This is a genomic window from Bacteriovorax sp. As-1 (genome assembly GCF_058446905.1).
In genome coordinates, this window is sequence record NZ_CP184341.1 from 2541900 (window position 1) to 2557491 (window position 15592).

The 15592-nt window shown below is 40.2% G+C and carries 19 protein-coding genes; 9 read left to right on the top strand and 10 right to left on the bottom strand.

Annotated features, from left to right (window positions below):
- Positions 1–75: 75 nt before the first annotated feature.
- Both ACN20O_RS12815 and mltA read left to right on the top strand, forming a co-directional pair.
- Positions 76–777: a hypothetical protein gene (locus tag ACN20O_RS12815; protein WP_491634315.1), complete on the top strand. Its 702-nt coding sequence runs from the start codon at positions 76–78 to the stop codon at positions 775–777.
- A 37-nt stretch (positions 778–814) separates the two neighbouring features.
- Positions 815–1981, top strand: coding sequence for a murein transglycosylase A (mltA, locus tag ACN20O_RS12820; RefSeq protein WP_491634316.1), 1167 nt, complete (start codon positions 815–817; stop codon positions 1979–1981).
- On the opposite strand, the gene ACN20O_RS12825 is transcribed toward mltA, so the two are convergent.
- On the bottom strand, positions 1978–3141 hold the full coding sequence (locus ACN20O_RS12825) for an alpha/beta hydrolase (RefSeq protein WP_491634317.1): 1164 nt from the start codon (positions 3139–3141) through the stop codon (positions 1978–1980). The genes mltA and ACN20O_RS12825 overlap by 4 nt on opposite strands.
- 140 nt (positions 3142–3281) lie before the next feature.
- Between ACN20O_RS12825 and ACN20O_RS12830 the strand changes: the two genes are divergently transcribed.
- Positions 3282–3788, top strand: coding sequence for an Hsp20/alpha crystallin family protein (locus ACN20O_RS12830; RefSeq protein WP_491634318.1), 507 nt, complete (start codon positions 3282–3284; stop codon positions 3786–3788).
- 21 nt (positions 3789–3809) lie between these two features.
- Here ACN20O_RS12830 and ACN20O_RS12835 read toward each other — a convergent pair whose 3' ends face one another.
- Positions 3810–4565 carry a substrate-binding periplasmic protein gene (locus ACN20O_RS12835; RefSeq protein ID WP_491634319.1) on the bottom strand — a complete coding sequence of 252 codons (756 nt, stop codon included), beginning with the start codon at positions 4563–4565 and terminating at the stop codon, positions 3810–3812.
- Between the two features lie 60 nt (positions 4566–4625).
- Positions 4626–5411 (bottom strand): substrate-binding periplasmic protein, encoded by a 786-nt coding sequence (locus ACN20O_RS12840; RefSeq protein ID WP_491634320.1) that lies wholly within the window; start codon positions 5409–5411, stop codon positions 4626–4628.
- A 128-nt stretch (positions 5412–5539) separates the two neighbouring features.
- Between ACN20O_RS12840 and ACN20O_RS12845 the strand changes: the two genes are divergently transcribed.
- Positions 5540–6226, top strand: a complete 687-nt coding sequence (locus ACN20O_RS12845; protein WP_491634321.1) for a hypothetical protein — start codon at positions 5540–5542, stop codon at positions 6224–6226.
- On the opposite strand, the gene ACN20O_RS12850 is transcribed toward ACN20O_RS12845, so the two are convergent.
- From ACN20O_RS12850 to ACN20O_RS12860, 3 genes are all read right to left on the bottom strand, one after another.
- Positions 6215–6628, bottom strand: coding sequence for an SPW repeat protein (locus ACN20O_RS12850; protein WP_491634322.1), 414 nt, complete (start codon positions 6626–6628; stop codon positions 6215–6217). The genes ACN20O_RS12845 and ACN20O_RS12850 overlap by 12 nt on opposite strands.
- 164 nt (positions 6629–6792) lie before the next feature.
- Positions 6793–7539 (bottom strand): type 1 glutamine amidotransferase, encoded by a 747-nt coding sequence (locus ACN20O_RS12855; RefSeq protein ID WP_491634323.1) that lies wholly within the window; start codon positions 7537–7539, stop codon positions 6793–6795.
- A 17-nt stretch (positions 7540–7556) separates the two neighbouring features.
- Positions 7557–8510, bottom strand: coding sequence for a hypothetical protein (locus ACN20O_RS12860; protein WP_491634324.1), 954 nt, complete (start codon positions 8508–8510; stop codon positions 7557–7559).
- Positions 8511–8608: 98 nt separating this feature from the next.
- On the opposite strand from ACN20O_RS12860, the gene ACN20O_RS12865 reads away from it, so the two are divergent.
- Positions 8609–9346 carry a YoaK family protein gene (locus ACN20O_RS12865; RefSeq protein ID WP_491634325.1) on the top strand — a complete coding sequence of 246 codons (738 nt, stop codon included), beginning with the start codon at positions 8609–8611 and terminating at the stop codon, positions 9344–9346.
- A gap of 16 nt (positions 9347–9362) precedes the next feature.
- On the opposite strand, the gene ACN20O_RS12870 is transcribed toward ACN20O_RS12865, so the two are convergent.
- A complete protein-coding gene (locus ACN20O_RS12870) occupies positions 9363–9521 on the bottom strand; it encodes a CheR family methyltransferase (protein WP_491634326.1) in 159 nt (52 codons plus the stop codon).
- 207 nt (positions 9522–9728) lie between these two features.
- Between ACN20O_RS12870 and ACN20O_RS12875 the strand changes: the two genes are divergently transcribed.
- Positions 9729–9902, top strand: a complete 174-nt coding sequence (locus tag ACN20O_RS12875; protein ID WP_491634327.1) for a helix-turn-helix domain-containing protein — start codon at positions 9729–9731, stop codon at positions 9900–9902.
- Here the strand turns inward: ACN20O_RS12875 and ACN20O_RS12880 are convergent.
- Positions 9856–10464, bottom strand: a complete 609-nt coding sequence (locus ACN20O_RS12880) for a hypothetical protein (protein WP_491634328.1) — start codon at positions 10462–10464, stop codon at positions 9856–9858. The two genes, ACN20O_RS12875 and ACN20O_RS12880, sit on opposite strands and share 47 nt — an antisense overlap.
- 152 nt (positions 10465–10616) lie before the next feature.
- On the opposite strand from ACN20O_RS12880, the gene ACN20O_RS12885 reads away from it, so the two are divergent.
- Together ACN20O_RS12885 and rnk are read left to right on the top strand one after the other, a co-directional pair.
- Positions 10617–11708 carry a cytochrome P450 gene (locus ACN20O_RS12885; protein WP_491634329.1) on the top strand — a complete coding sequence of 364 codons (1092 nt, stop codon included), beginning with the start codon at positions 10617–10619 and terminating at the stop codon, positions 11706–11708.
- 163 nt (positions 11709–11871) lie between these two features.
- On the top strand, positions 11872–12246 hold the full coding sequence (gene rnk, locus ACN20O_RS12890) for a nucleoside diphosphate kinase regulator (protein ID WP_491634330.1): 375 nt from the start codon (positions 11872–11874) through the stop codon (positions 12244–12246).
- On the opposite strand, the gene ACN20O_RS12895 is transcribed toward rnk, so the two are convergent.
- Both ACN20O_RS12895 and ACN20O_RS12900 read right to left on the bottom strand, forming a co-directional pair.
- On the bottom strand, positions 12243–13586 hold the full coding sequence (locus tag ACN20O_RS12895) for a hypothetical protein (RefSeq protein ID WP_491634331.1): 1344 nt from the start codon (positions 13584–13586) through the stop codon (positions 12243–12245). The two genes, rnk and ACN20O_RS12895, sit on opposite strands and share 4 nt — an antisense overlap.
- Positions 13587–13982: 396 nt before the next feature.
- Positions 13983–14273, bottom strand: coding sequence for a hypothetical protein (locus tag ACN20O_RS12900; RefSeq protein WP_491634332.1), 291 nt, complete (start codon positions 14271–14273; stop codon positions 13983–13985).
- A gap of 271 nt (positions 14274–14544) precedes the next feature.
- Here ACN20O_RS12900 and ACN20O_RS12905 point away from each other — a divergent pair, with 271 nt between their 5' ends.
- On the top strand, positions 14545–15591 hold the full coding sequence (locus ACN20O_RS12905) for an NAD(P)-dependent alcohol dehydrogenase (protein WP_491634333.1): 1047 nt from the start codon (positions 14545–14547) through the stop codon (positions 15589–15591).
- Position 15592 lies beyond the last annotated feature (1 nt).

Consider the following 15592-nt stretch of genomic DNA (forward strand, 5'->3'; position numbering starts at 1 on the left):
TTTATCCTACCTCTCCTGGACTTTCCTCCCTATGTTATCTTTGAAGGGAATGTCGTAATAAATGAGGGTAGAATAATGAAAGCAGTGCTTTTCTTTATGTTTCTTTCTCTAACCGTGACATCAGTCTTTGCTCAATCAAAAAAAGACATCCTGCCAGAAAATAATTTCTGCAGCCCAATCATCGACTCTAAAAAATACCTGACAAATGATTTTCATAGCAATTATCCGAGAAGGGTAAAGTTTGAATGTACATATCAATGCAAGGCCAATGGAAAGATGCAAACGATTATGGCCGTCTCAGATGTCACAATTCACTCAATGGATGATGATGCAACGAATGTTGTTTGCCAGGGTGTCGTGGTTAAAAAAGTCTCATGGGGATACGATTTTGATAAAGTGGTTCCTTTTTATGCCTACATGACAAGTATGCCGGAAATAAAAGCGTGGGCCTTTGAGAATATCAGCTTAGATCCAAAGATTAATTCACTGGAAGTGGCCAATTTACAAAAATTAAAACAAGACCTTTATCAGGTCGCCGCTTCTTTTATTATGGCCGGAAATAATGGTGGAGCAGCGACTAATCATTTTACTGAAGCCGGCAAAAAGCTTTCGGCCATTGGTGATCAGTTGCCAGGAAAAACAACGTTACTTGATGAGATAATCAAACAAATTGTGGTCAATCGTGGAGCTGGGAAGTTAGACAATACCGCCGATTCTCTGGTTAACACTGTGATATCTTCAGCGGCGGGTTGGAGAATTCCAAGTCATCAGTTTTAATTTTGACAGTCAATGAATCATTAGCGATCATTTTTGGGTGAAATACCTATTGATCGCTCTTTTATTAGCTTCTTGTGCCCGTGCACCAATCACTCGCATCGAAGAATCGATGCGCCCAGCTTCTTCTAGGCCTGTTTTCACAGACACTCTTTCTAAAGAAAGTTTTTTCATCGCCTTAAGAAAACATATTGATGTCATGAAGACTTCGCGTCTCGTGATGCCGACTATGACCTTTGGAGAGATTAAAATCCCTAAAGAAAGGTATATTGCCTCACTCGAAGAAATTTTTAATCATCAGGACAACTGGCAAAGTTATATTTACGATAATTTTGATTTTATGGAAGTCTACGGGAAAGATGATTGGGGTGAGGTCATGGCCACTGGTTATTATGAACCTTTGGTGAAGGGTTCTAAGGCCAAGAATAAAATTCATTCACAGGCCATGTACAGTACACCGGTCGATATGATTTCTGTTGATTTGAAAAAATTCGCTCACAAGTTTTCTAAGACTGAAAAACTTGGAGTGCTGCAGGGGAGACTGGAAAATAAAAATCTTGTTCCCTATTACGACAGAAAGAATATTGATGTCGATATGAAGCTAAAAGGGCAGAACCTTGAGCTTGCTTGGGTAGATCCAGTAGATTCTTTTTTTATTCAGATTCAAGGCTCTGGGGTCGTTGAATTTGAAAATGGAGAAAAAATTCGCGTGGGTTATGCCGCCCAAAATGGACATCCTTATATCCCCATCGGAAAGTTCTTAACTGATGTCATCCCTCTTGAAAGTATGAGTATGCAAAAAATCAAACAGCATCTTGATACACTTTCGGAAAAAGAAAAACAGGAAATCTTAAACAAGAACCCAAGTTATGTTTTCTTTAAAAAACTCGACGGTCTTGCTTTAACTTATGCCGGCATGGAAGTAAGTGATGGCAGAACTATTGCCACTGATTTACATCTCTTTCCCAAAGGTGCAATGGCCTTCCTGGATGTAGAAGAACCAGTTTTTGCCAGTATTAAAGATCTTGAACCGATTTCATGGTCACCAGCACCTCGTCTTGTTTTTGATCAGGACACCGGGGGAGCTATTCGTGGAGCGGGAAGAGTGGATCTTTTTTTTGGCCAGGGTGACGAAGCTTCTCACAAAGCAGGAGTTATGAAACAAAAGGGACGATTGTACTACCTCGTCCCTAAAGTCATTAATTAATTTCTTAGATAAAATTTTTCAGTGCTATTAGGTTCACTCTTTCTGATAAAGAGCCTCTTTTCTGCATCAATTCCCAAAAGAACTTGAAAGACATCACTTAGAATCGCACGCGAAGAATAATAGCCATGACCTAAGCCAAGAGTCTGGTTATCGACAAGGCCCACATTGATTGTGTCCAGGTTTTCAGAGTAAGTGCAAGCTCCCATGCGGTCATTATTGTTGAACGTTTTTGAGGCAGTCATCGCTTTGTCATTATAAGAACAGTAAAGAGTGATACGTTTACTTGTATCTTTAATATTATCAATTAAACGCAGGAACTCAGCAGCTTCAAAATCAGGAGCATTCAAAACAAGTTCATTGATTACACTCTTATGAAAATCTTTTAGGCCGGGAAGAACGACTTGATGTCCCATTGAGTGCACTACCAAATTGACTTTTAAATTGTTGTTTGCCAGTGAAGTCATCAAACTTCTGAAAGCTTGAATCGAAGCTTTTGCATTTTGATTGTTACTCTCATATGTTCTTGTAAGAAACTGTTCATCGAAGAATCCATCTCCGGCCCCAGAAGGCCATGAAAAAAGGATGACTGGCCCTTGGTACTTTAAATCATAAGTGATTTGAGCTGCACGAAGAAGTGCTTCTTCATAACGAACATTAAATCCATGAACGAAGACCAGTGGGTTTCTCTTTGTCTTTTTCATATAATCCAACACAGTCGTCTCTGAGAGAGATTTGGCATTGAGGATTTTAAAGAAATCGTGAGAGGATTGACGCCCGTCTTTGGTGAATGTTAATTCTCCAGTGCTGTGGTTTTTTGGGACATTGATTTTACAAATACCAAAGCTGGTTACTTTATCTAAGGCAACGCCATAAGTATTGTTTGTACACCCAAAGTTTCCGGTTTTTGATTTTCTGTTGGTGACAACAAAAACATCAATGGCGCGGGTATCTGTGTAGTCTTCTTTAAAGTAATCGTCCCAAATTGGTTTTAAGTCTTCTTGAAATTTTTCATCGAGATTCACAATTTCAGGAATTTCTTCTGTCACGGGGGTGGTGACCTGAGTGCTGGCTGGAGTTTCTATTTTAGAAGGAGCTACAGGCTCAGAAGAGCAGGCGCTTAAAAGAGCGATCAATGAGAAGATGAGAGCATTTCTTTTCACAGTGTTTTACTCGGATAAGGGTGACTAATAATATTGCTTCTAATTTAATCAAAACAGTAAACGACTGCAATGAAAGAATGGCATGTTTTATGCTTCTTAAAAGAGAAGGTCTTTAAATATATTTGATCAAGGAGTCGTTTATGAAAAAAGATATGACCAATTATGACCGCGAGCATCTTCCGGCCTCTCGCCGAGCAGGTTTCTTTTCACCGTGGTCAAATGACTACTGGGAACCAAGCCGCTGGTTTGATAATTTCCTCAATTCAGACTTATCGGTTTTCCCGACAGACAATCGCTTTTTATCACCGGCCATTGACGTTGATGAAACTGCCGATGAGTACTTAGTGAGTGCAGATTTACCGGGGATTAAAAAAGAAGATATCTCCATTGATTGTTCGGCCAATCAACTGACCATTTCGGCCGAAAGAAAATACGATTCTGAAGATGGCCGCAAACAAGGAAGACGAGAACGATTTTTTGGAACCTATCGCCGCACTTTCACTCTTCCAACAGGAGTAGACTCCAGTAAGATTGAAGCTTCTTATGAAGGTGGAGTATTGATCGTTCATATTCCAAAAGGTGAGCAGGTGAGAAGTAGAAGAATTCAAATAAATGAATCGACAAAGGCTGACGTGAAGAAACATTAATAGAGGCCCCATTTGGGGCCTTTATTTTAAGTAAGAATCGTGAATGGTATCAATAACGCCTTCTTTTTTCAGTTGATTGAGGGTGCGGCTGAAGTTCTCAGCGAGTTTTTTAACTTTTTCTCCTTTGGCCTTGGAGAAAGCAACATAAGAAGGGGTTTCTGAAATAATGTAAACCATTTCAAGTTCTTTAGCATACCCCATTTTTTTACTGAGATATTTAAAAGCCTCCTCAGAGGCTGCGGCCACATCCATGCGGACTTTGCCTTCATGACTTAGTTTATTGATTTGCATCTCTTCATTTCGACTGAGATCAAGTGTGAGATTCTTTTTAAAATTATCAAACTGCTGCCCATAAGAATATTGGTCGTTAATACCAACAACGAGATTTTTTAAATCATCCAGACTGCGTACATTGATATTTCTCACTTTTCTAGCAAAGATAGCATTGCGAGTGTAGCTAACAGGCTCAAAAGGAAAGTAAAGGAATTCCAGGCGCTCCGGCGTCTTAAAGGGAGGAAAAATAGCATCGACTTTTCCATGTTTCACCATCGTCATAGCACGAGGCCAGGGATACTGCTGAAAGACTGGCTCAATTTTTAAGCGTGCGCACACTGCTTTGATAATGTCGACATATGTTCCGCGCAGTTTCCCGTTCTCGCGAAAAATTTTTGGTGGAATTTCTTCAGGAGAAACAAATACGACTCTTTCTGCAAGGGCGAGCGCTGGAAGAAGCATAATGAATGTGCTGGCCACAAGGCGGAGAAAAAGTGTTTTCATAAATGCCGTTATTCTAGCGAATCAGGGAGAGCATTCCAAGGGAAGAATTCTTTCGGTATGCTAATCAATTTTTGGGTTTCCCAGTAGTGTCTTTTTTAATTTTTGATATTCACCACTTTCACGTGCCTGCGGAATTGTATTCCAGATCTTGCGAGTGAGGTCTTTGTTATGTGCATAGAAGGCTTTTGTGAATAGCAGATACTGATCCATTTCTTTAAAAGGCTGTGGCATTGCCGAGATACCTTTGCCTAGAGCTGGTTTTTCATTGAGAGTTTTAAGTGAAGGCAGATGTTGCAAAACGGCGACATTGACAACTTTTTTCTGAAGGGCCTCAAGAAGTTCAGCTGCAGTTGAGCTCGTTGAATAAACAGGGTATCCGGCCTCTAGCAGGTCATTTCCCACACTGTAACCAAGCTGAACACCAACTTGATTACTCCCAAGATTAATGAATTTTCCATCTTCCCAGCGGATGGTGCTGTCGTTTCTTACAAAAACAATGTAACTATCTGAGTGAAGCTTTAAGGAAGTGTCTAATTGGCCGTTACTCTTGGTTGGGTAGACTCCCCATTTTGTACGCTCACTAGTAAAACTGGCAGCGATTAAAGCATCAACTTTCCCCGACTGAGCTTCCAGCATACAACGCTTCCATGGAAGTCTGACGTATTTAAAACGAATCTTTAATTTCTTTTCGATATACATCATTTCGCTAAGTGCAAGCCCTTGTTTGTCACCAGTAATCCATGGGAAAACCACAACATCTTCGTAACAAAGCTTAATTGGCTCAGCAGAAACGGCTGAAGAGAAGAAAAGAGAAGTGAAAATCAGGGAAAATAAATACAAGCGCATACCCATCCACAATTAAAAATTATAATTTTATTCTAAAAAGCATGAAAATCAATGACAACTAAATTTATTATAAAAATACTGCACACCAGAGGGAAACATACTAAAATAGGGCCTTAGAGGGATTAAACATGAAATGGAGCTTCATTTTGGCACTATTGTTTTTGTCAATGAAAGCGTCTGCTGAGGACGTTTTGCCCATTTATGTTTTTGAGATCAGACCACTTATTTACCAAGACGATAACAAAGGAATTAAAGGTGAGTGGTTAGATGGCTTTGAAAAACTCTCAAAAGACTCTGGGATTAAGTTTCATTATCAGTTCGTCTCAATCCCACGCCTGGAAATTTTTCTTACCGGAAAGAAACCGGGGTGCAATCTTACTCTGTTAAGAACTAAAGCACGAAAAAAAATGAACATCCAGTTTATTTACGACCATCCGGTAAAAACCATTTTTAAGGTTTATCAAAGAGGCAATGACATCAGAAGATGGAGCCTAAAAGATTTAAGCAACAATAAGAAAGTAAAAATTATTACGAATACTTCTGCCGCAATCGATATTTTAAATGAAAAAAATATTGAAGCCGAGTTATTGTTCAATTTAAATTCAATTGTTCATATGCTCTTGATGAAAAGAATTGACTTAATCGTAGGGTCTAACCTGGCAATCGAAAAAATGCCGGAGTTTCATGACAAGAAAATCATTGCTGTCCAGGAAGTAAAAACGCTGTCGCATGGGATTGGATGCTCCCAGGCGACACCGAAATATATACTTGATAAACTTCAGAAATCAGCAAGAAAATTACACTTAGTGTTTTAGTAATAAATTGTTGTTATGATGTCTTAACACTCTATGGTAAATTTTCTTTTCGGCAATCGGAATGGCCAGTCCGGAAGAAGCAGAAATCAACACACCGAAGACGATTGAGTTCCATAAAAGAATGTGATTGTCTGAGTAGAGCAGGAACCATGGTGAAAAGATTAACCAGGCCCCAAAAAAGAAAATCAACCATTCAGGCCACGGTTTTAATTGTCGAATCGAAATAATTGATAGAGTTGAAACGATGGTACCAATCATAAGGAAATTCCACGATACGACGTTTACAGCTCCAGGGTTTGAATTAAAGCCGGCCCCCATAGTAAAGGGGATGAGTAAAACCCAAAGACCTAATAAAAAATTGATCCAGTTCTCCCAATGAGCGTCTGTCATTAGATTTTTCATAAACACTCCTCCAGTGAGCTTAAATGGCCTACTGTTTTAGTTCAGACAAAGACACACGTCTATTGCCCTATCCAATGTAGATTGAGCATAAAAGATGCCAAAAAATGCCATTCTAAAAATAAAGATTTAGTCACTGACTTGAGAGGGAAATGGGGCAAAAAGTCTTACCTGGAACCCAGGCGAACGGGGCGCTCTTTAAGAGAGAAAAGATTGATAAATTTATCAAATGTTTTCTGACTTAAATCGGTCGAATGAGCAATGTATTTTTCTGTTTCTGTTCTGATTGTTTCAGCTGAAAAGGGAGAGTGCGTTTTAAACATTTCTTCCTGATTTCTTGGGTTGTCCAACCAACGCAGAATCATCGCCTGATCAGCTTCCAGGTGAAATTGTATTCCATAAGCCTTATCACCATATTTAAAGGCCTGCCCCGCACAGACATCAGATGAGGCCAGGTGAGTGGCTCCGCGGGGAATATCAAAAGTGTCACCGTGAAGTTGAAAGATTTTTTCCGTCTTTTTAAAGTGAGAAAAAAGCGGATCTTTTGCACCTTCGTCTGTGAGATTCACATCACACCAACCAATTTCTTTCTCAGCACTTTTTCGAACTTCTGCACCAAGAACATGTGCCAGAAGTTGAGCCCCTAGACAAATTCCTAAAATAGGGATTTCTTTTTTTAGGGCCTCTTCAATGAGCTGCATTTCGACTTTTATATGGCGGTATTTATCAGCTTCATAAACACCCATGTGGCCGCCGAGAACGATAAGTCCATTGTACTTTTGAACTGAAGGCTGTTCATCAGGGGTGCGCTCGAAATTCACATAGCGCATATTGAGACCACGGGATTTAAGAGTGGGATTAAGAGTTCCAAGAATAGTGTGGGCGACATGTTGGAAGACGAGGACTTTTCTCATATTTTGATTATACCTTATTACAGGAAAAGAGTTAAGTTGGCAGAGAATTCATTTAAAAGAAAAGCGTTGTAGGCAATCCCAAGCATTAGGTTTTTGCTGGCAATATATTGAACTCCGCCGTAGATATCTGATTTTTTTCTTTCAATTGAAAGTATTCCGTCTTTCTCTTTTAAGTTATCCGATTCTTCCTGGCGGTAAGCAAGGTTAAAGAGGACGCTTTTAAAGAGGTATGAGCTTGAGTAGATCTTGATGCTAGTAGGACTTGTGTAGAATTTGTAATCAGTTTTAATGGCCGCGAGATCAAAGGCAAAACTCTTAATCTTTGTCCCTAGTGTGAGAGTCGTCACTGTGTATTTTTCTTCGTATGTCTCAGAACCGTAAATAAGGGAATAGGGGGTGCCGCTGTAGGGATTGGTGTAATCGTTCAAAGCGATTTTCGCATCGTCTTTGTAGACGTAGTATCCAAAATTTAAAAAATAAATTTTGCCAGAGATACCCATTCCTGGATTAATTCTTCTAATTTCAGAATGGCGCTTGGCCGAAAGTCCCAGGTCGAGACCAAAATTTGATTTATCGATCAAAGAAAGACCGATGGCCCCATGTAGTTTTTTATTTTTGTATCTTTTGTCATCCACTCTTCTTTGAAGATAAACGTCATCGATTTCGATCGCACGGTTTCCAAAAAAAGTATTATCGCCAGATGAGGCGATAAGGGCCGCTCCTAGTTTTCCATTTCCTGTTACCAGTGCGTAACCAACCGGATTGCTCGGTTGATAGGAGAATTCGAGTCCCAGTCCCTTAAGCTTGCTGATGTTACCAGGGTTGAGTGATGAGGCAATGGAAGCTGAAGGTGCAGATTTGCTGGAGCCATGAGAAGAGCTGCTCCCACAGTATTTAAAATAACGGCAATGATCATCCTCAGCGTAAGAAAAGGTGAGAGTTCTCAGTAAAATCATCATGAGTGCAACCATTTCCCAAGTATAGTATTTTTTTTAATTCTCACAAGACAGAGTACTTGGCGGAAAAATACGTCATAGATTAAAATACTTTAAAGACAAAAGGATGATCAATGATCTTTGGAAATGAATCAATCTCTCACTATTCAAGAAGTAATGTATCCATTTGGATGACAATGGCCTTCCAGGCCGGGGTTCTCAATATTGGTGGCTTTATGGCCTGCCATCGTTTCGTCTCCCATGTCACGGGGTTTGCGACTTTTTTTGGTTATGAACTCAACAAAGAGGATTCAAGCCACGCCATCGGGATGTTGATTGTACCGCTCTTTTTTCTTCTTGGGGCCATGTTGAGTGGGGTCTTAGTTGACATCAGATTAAAGCAGCATAAGAAACCGAAATACTATATCGCCTTTGGTGTGATCTTTTTTCTTATTCTCATTGTGCTTGTAGGTGGAATGAGTGGAAAGCTTGGTGTGTTTGGTGAAAGTGTTTATAGCCTTGGAGACTACTTACTTCTAATTCTTCTGTGTTTTATTTGTGGTGTTCAGAATGGAACTATTACCACTGTTTCAAAATCAGTCGTGCGAACAACTCACCTTACAGGTATTACTACTGATTTGGGAATTGGATTAGTGCGCTTACTGAATTATAAAAAAATTGAAGGGCCTTTGGATAATGAAAAGAAGGCCACTATGATGAGACTTGGGATCATTTTCTTTTTTGGTTTGGGTTCGGTCGTAGGTGGTTATGCCTTTAATCACCTGGAGTATCTGGGATTTATTATCCCAGCGCTGACTTCCGGGATTCTTTTTTTGATGATGCTTTATTTTCAGTTGCTCAAGCGCGTTTAGCCTTTTGGTAAATAGACTAATTGAGATTTAGCCACGGGCGAGTGCAACCCTGGAAGGACTCAGAGTGACCAATAAATAAAAAGCCCTGAACGATCGTGTGCTCATAGAGTTTATGAGAGATTGATTCAGTTATTTTTTTATCAAAATAAATCAGAACATTTCGACATAAAATCAAATCGAAAACTTTAAGGTCTCTTTATCATCAACAAAAGAAACTTCAATTAAATTATGAGGCATGAAAGTCACTTTTTCTTTTAAGTGTGATTTGATTCTAATTCACCCCTTTGCTTCACGTTTTAAGCTGGTCGTAGGGTTGTCTCCATTGGAGTACTTAACGAGATGGCGTGTGCATAAGACAGGACTTCTATTTTAGAAGAATAATATGAGTATCGCCGAAGTCGCTCACAGTGTTGGTTATGAGTCAGAAAGTGCTTTCAGTAAAGTCTTCAAAGAGGCCTGTGGTGTGACTCCAGGTGAATTCAAACGAAATTATAAAAAGGGAAAAGTAATTACTGAAGAATTGCTTCTTGTGGATCCAGATGTTCCTGTGATTTAGGAATTAATTGAATTTTGAGCTGGTTAGTTGTTTCTTTTACTTCAGGTTTTGAAGACAGAATCATAAGTAAATTCTTTTTTAACGATTCTACTGTCGCTAGATCGGTTAGTCCTTTGACATATTCAATAGTAATGGTCTCGCAGTCATTTGTTCCAGTATAAATAATTCCGACACCTGGAGACTTTAACATTGTTCCTCTTGCCCAAATCCTAATATTTTTCCACTCTAGAGGGAAAGTGTGTGACCTTGGAACTTTTCCGGCGCTAATAAGCATTGAGCAAGTCAGGTTTTCTGGATCGCTATCGATCTTCTTAAAAAAAGTTTGCAATTTTTTAGTTGGTATCAAAGCACATGGAAGAAGCGTGTTGAAGATAAACTTCGCGGCCTGATCCATTTTATGTGATTGGATAATATGCTTAATTTTAGATAGAAATTTTGGCTGATGAATTTCATCGCGCTTTCCTACAACTACAACTGTTGAAAGAATGTTCTGGAATGAGTAGCGAATACGCAATAGGGGACGAAGTGTCTTTGGAAGATAGGCCATGATGGGCGTCTTCATGTCTCCACGCTCGCGTAAAGTCAGGTCGTATGCGCTAAATGCATTAAAAGCAATATACTCTGTCAGGCTGGCCTGAGCGCTCTTAGAGAGTTCTTCAGGACAAGTCTGATATCTATATCAAGGGTGATCAATACAATCAGTTAAGGCATTTGATGGGGAGTGGTCTCTTAACCAGTGAAGGGAAGGACTGGGAAAAGCAAAGGCGCATGCTCAATCCTATCTTTGGAAAAAATGGTCTGGATATTTTACTCGTTCAGATTAAAAAAGCTTCTGAACAATTTGTGGCCAGGCTTGAAGTGGAGCAAGAGCTCGACTGGACGAGAAAGATGTTTGATTTTGCCCTGGAAGTTGCAGTGACTTCATTTTTTGGGTCGAGCCTCGAGCCTCAAAAGATGGATCAAATGGCCCACGATATGCACATTTGCATGCGCTTTGTTTCTCGTAGAATGACTAATCTTATCAATGTACCTCTAAGTTTTCCGCTACAAGAGCATATAGAGTTTAAAAGTGCTTTAAAAAGAGTGAAGACCGAAATCGAAAAGCTTTACGATAACAAAGTTCAGAACAAAGGTCGTGATTCAAAAGATATGCTGGATCTTTTAATTGCTGCAGAAGATGAAGATAAACACAACTTGAGCCGTGAAGAAGTTTTTGATCAGATCATGTCTTTTTTAATTGCCGGTCATGAGACGACGGCGATTACGATGAGCTGGTTTTATTATTTGTTGGCCAAAAAACCAGAATATCAAGAGCGTTTAATTAAAGAGCTTGAGAGCGGTGATTATAAATTTGAAACATCAAATGAATTAGGAAAATACCCTTTTCTTGAGGCCATCATTAATGAAACGATGAGACTATATCCTGCCGGCTGGGTTATTGCCCGCAACATCACTGAGGATAATTCAGTAGGAAAGTGGAATGTTAAAAAAGGACATGTCCTTGCTGTTTGCCCATATGTCGCTCACCGCGACCCGAGATGGTGGAAAAATCCTGATGATTTTATGCCCGAAAGATTTTTAGATAGTGAAGCTATTAAGAATCTTCCACGCGGAGCTTTTGTGCCTTTTAGCATTGGCAAAAGAAATTGTATCGGGTCGCGATTTTCTTTGATGGAAATCACCGTGTTTGCTTTAGAATTTTTCAAGCATTTTAGAATGACAACTATGCAGAAAGAAGTGGGAGTTAAAGGGTATGTTACCCTTAAGACCGACCGCCCCGTTCGCCTGACATTGCATAAGAAATAATCTTCTGTTAAAATGGTCCTATGACTCAACAGAAATCATTTTTATTCACTATTTCATCACGCAAAACCATCGCACTATAGTTTTGACTGGGGAGCCTTATCCTCGGTCACCCTTACATTCATAATTTTTTTCCCACTTATTTAACTTTAACCAAGGACTTCGTATGTACGACGATGTGATTTTACTCACAGAACGTGATTACTTAAGAATCAGGCATCTCTTAAGTTTTAAGAACAGCGGTGATTATGAGAATTTAGAAATTGAAATTGAGCGCGCCAAAATTATTGGTGAGCATGAGATTCCAACGGATCTGGTGATGATGAACTCCAAGGTGACATTCCTGACAGTGCAGGAAGATAAAACCATGACCATCACTTTGACTTATCCAAGTGAAGCGAACTTTGAAGAAGGGCGTATTTCTATCCTGGCCCCTTTAGGATCAGCATTGATTGGCCTTCGAGTTGGGCAGGAAATTAATTGGATGTTCCCTGATGGAAAAACGAAGACACTTAGGATTTTAGAAGTTGCGAAGCCTTAAAGAAGGCTTCGCATTTCTTCAATGGTCATTTTCATATGAATAGGGTGCTCACCTGGAGTGCCTTGGATACTTTTGCCTGAATAAGTGTGCTTCTTAAAAAGCGGCATTAAGTCCTCACTGTAAAAATCAGACATCTTGCCAACAAATTCTTCAGTCGTCATGGGTTTGAAAGATTCAGTTGAGATCAGCTGATATAAAAAAGCACTTAAACCGCCACTCGCTTGATACTTATAGTTTAAGTAGGCCATGAAATTTTTCCCTTGAGTGTAAGCATCCATGTGTGTGTAGCGGCGGTACTCTGAATTCCCGGCCATGTTCGAGCGAATATTGTTTGGGTTCTCCAGTGTGCCTGCTCCAGTATCACTCCATGTTGTGATGGCCTCATCGATCCACCCAGAGTTTCCGTTGGCCGGCATGAAACCTCCGCGGGCAAAGTAGGAATGAGTAAGTTCATGGTTAAGCGCCCAGACATCAGTCATGGTGGCCCCACAGTATTCCATACCGCCGCTGCCGGCGATAAAGACCGTGACATTTTGGTGCAGGAAAGGACCGTATTTTGTTTCCAGACCATCGAGGCTTTGAGTGATTTTAGTTTTCATGTTGTCCAGGTTTAAACTCTTATCCCCTGTATAGACGATGGCAGGAAGTTCTCTTCCATCGATAGACTTAAACACAAAACTCTTTTCATTATAACGTCCGGCCCATGCTGTATGAAAGTAAAGCGATGAAGAAGTATAGGTCTCTGGGAATTCGATTCTGTAGCGGTTGTTTTCCAGAGCCGTGACTTTTCCATTGGTATAAATTTTTTGTTTATTCATGGTTTTGAAATCAAGATTCAATGTGATTTGATACTGATCGAATTCAAAGTTGGCCGGTAAATAAGCTTCGAGGTAAGAGCGGTCGCCTAAATCAGTAAACCAGAACGCGGAAGAGACACCATCGCTTCCAAAACTCACACCTTGAGTAATTGGTGAGCTAATTTCCAGTTTATGTAGTCCTGGAGTTGTATTTTTAAGCGCGATTCTAAACCATGTGTCTTTATCTGGGGAGCTGATAATTTTTGAAGAAACTGCTTCACCATCTAAACTCATGCTCGTTGGATTTTCTACCAGATCAAAGGCGATCATGCCGTCCTCTTTAGTTTCAAAGACGAGAATCGACTGGGCCGTGACTTTTTTAGTTTTGGGATCGTATGTGACAGAGTAGTCCGCTGTTTTTATATCGATAAAAACAACTTGTCCTTCAGGTGCCTTAAATGTTTTGGGAGCGTGGAAAATGCTTTCAGCATTAAGAGTAAAAGAGCAGACCAGGGCGATCATGGCCACTAGGGATGTTTTCATTTTTCTTCCTTGAAAAAGTGTCTCTTCAACACTAACGAGTGTGCAGAGCAATCGTCAATGACATAAAAAAAGTGGAATAGAATGATCAGTTTTTCTTCGATCTAGCAGAGATGTTTTTTTGAGGGTTTCAGCATGGGTCGGTGTTGGGCGATTTTCATCGTTTACCAATCCGCCAACATTTTCTGACTGAAAGTCACTGAAGTCCTTTTCTAGCTCTGCTAGAACTTCAGCTGATGTCTCATCAAACAATGCTTTGAGCGATATTGAGTGCTTGTTCTTTGGGGTCGTCAGAGTGGAATCTTTGTAAGGTGTCCATAGGTTTCCTCCTGTGAAAAGACGTGCTGCCTAGGAGGAAAAAAAATGCAAGCTTAAAACCACAGCACTAGAGAGTTCTTCTTAAATATTCTTTTTGATCTTCTTTGCTTCTTTCTTCGCATTATACTCCGCCAGTACTGCCAGCACTTGAGTTTTTTGTGCAATCTTGTGAAGCAAGTCTTTCAGTGACTTCCAAATGTAACACCTTATTCGCTGAATTCCACCTATAGACTCCACCCTCAGAACCTGTGAGATATCTTCATAAGTTCGCTCACTTCTTTCGGCCAGAGTGTCGACAAAGGTATTTAAAAGTTCGCGATCGTCGAGAATAACACTTACGACATCTGTTTTTTCTTCATTTGAATGGCGCATAAGTAGTCTCCTAACTTGATGTTTCCTCGTTTGACTGAATTGCAGATTCAATACCAAAGTTTAAGAGTTCAAAATGAGAAAAAAAGCCACCCAAGTACCGGGGTAAAAAGCTACAGGTCAAAAGTCGCTCTGCCATAATGCCTCAAATCGTCTAAAAAATAGTCAGTTCCTAAAAATCTTCTAATAGGATCAAGGGAGTTACCTTCAAAGGGCTTGACCAGCTCATGAGATGCGGTGATCATTTTTTCCAACTCATACCATGGAGAATGTCATGAAAAATATCAAAGCTTATGCTGCTCAAGATGCTCATAGTCCACTTGCTCCTTTTACCATTGATCGACGTGACCCTCGCGCTGATGATGTAGAGATCTCAATCACTCACTGCGGAGTTTGCCATTCAGATATACACCAGGCGAGAAACGAATGGGGAGGTTCTGTTTTCCCAATCGTCCCGGGGCATGAGATTGTTGGAGTTGTGACAAAAGTTGGCAGTAGTGTAAAAAAATTCAAAGTCGGCGACCGCGTAGGTGTCGGATGTTTAGTGGATTCGTGTCAGCACTGTCAATCTTGCAAAGAAGGACTTGAGCAGTATTGTGATAACTCTGTTGGAACATACAATGCAGTTGAAAAAGATGGATCGAGAACATACGGTGGCTATTCAACTGCAGTGGTGGTTAAAGAATCTTTCGTTTTAAAAATTCCAGATAATTTATCAATGGATGGAGTGGCCCCACTTCTATGTGCAGGGATTACAACTTATTCACCACTAAGACACTGGAAAGCAGGGCCAGGAAAAAAAGTGGCCGTGATTGGACTTGGAGGTCTTGGGCATATGGCCGTTAAACTTGCCCACGCTATGGGAGCGGAAGTCACTATTTTAAGTCAGAGTCTAAAAAAAGAAGCTGATGGAAAGAGACTGGGGGCGAGTGCGTTTTATGCCACTTCAAACCCGGACACATTTACCAAGTTAGAAAGTACATTTGATTTAATTATCAATACAGTTTCTGTGGAGCTTGATTGGAATTTATACTTGAATCTTCTAAAACGTGACGGTTCAATGGTACTTTTGGGAATTCCAAACACAGCGCCAACAGTCCAGGCGCCGGCGCTTATTTTTGCCAGACGTTCTCTGGCCGGTTCACTGATTGGTGGTATCCAAGAAACACAAGAGATGTTAGACTTCTGCGGGAAACACGGAATCACTTCTGATATTGAACTCATCAACATGAATCAAATTAATGAAGCTTACGAGCGCATGTTAAAAGGCGACGTCAGATACCGTTTTGTTATTGATATGGAATCTTTAAAAAAGGCGTAAA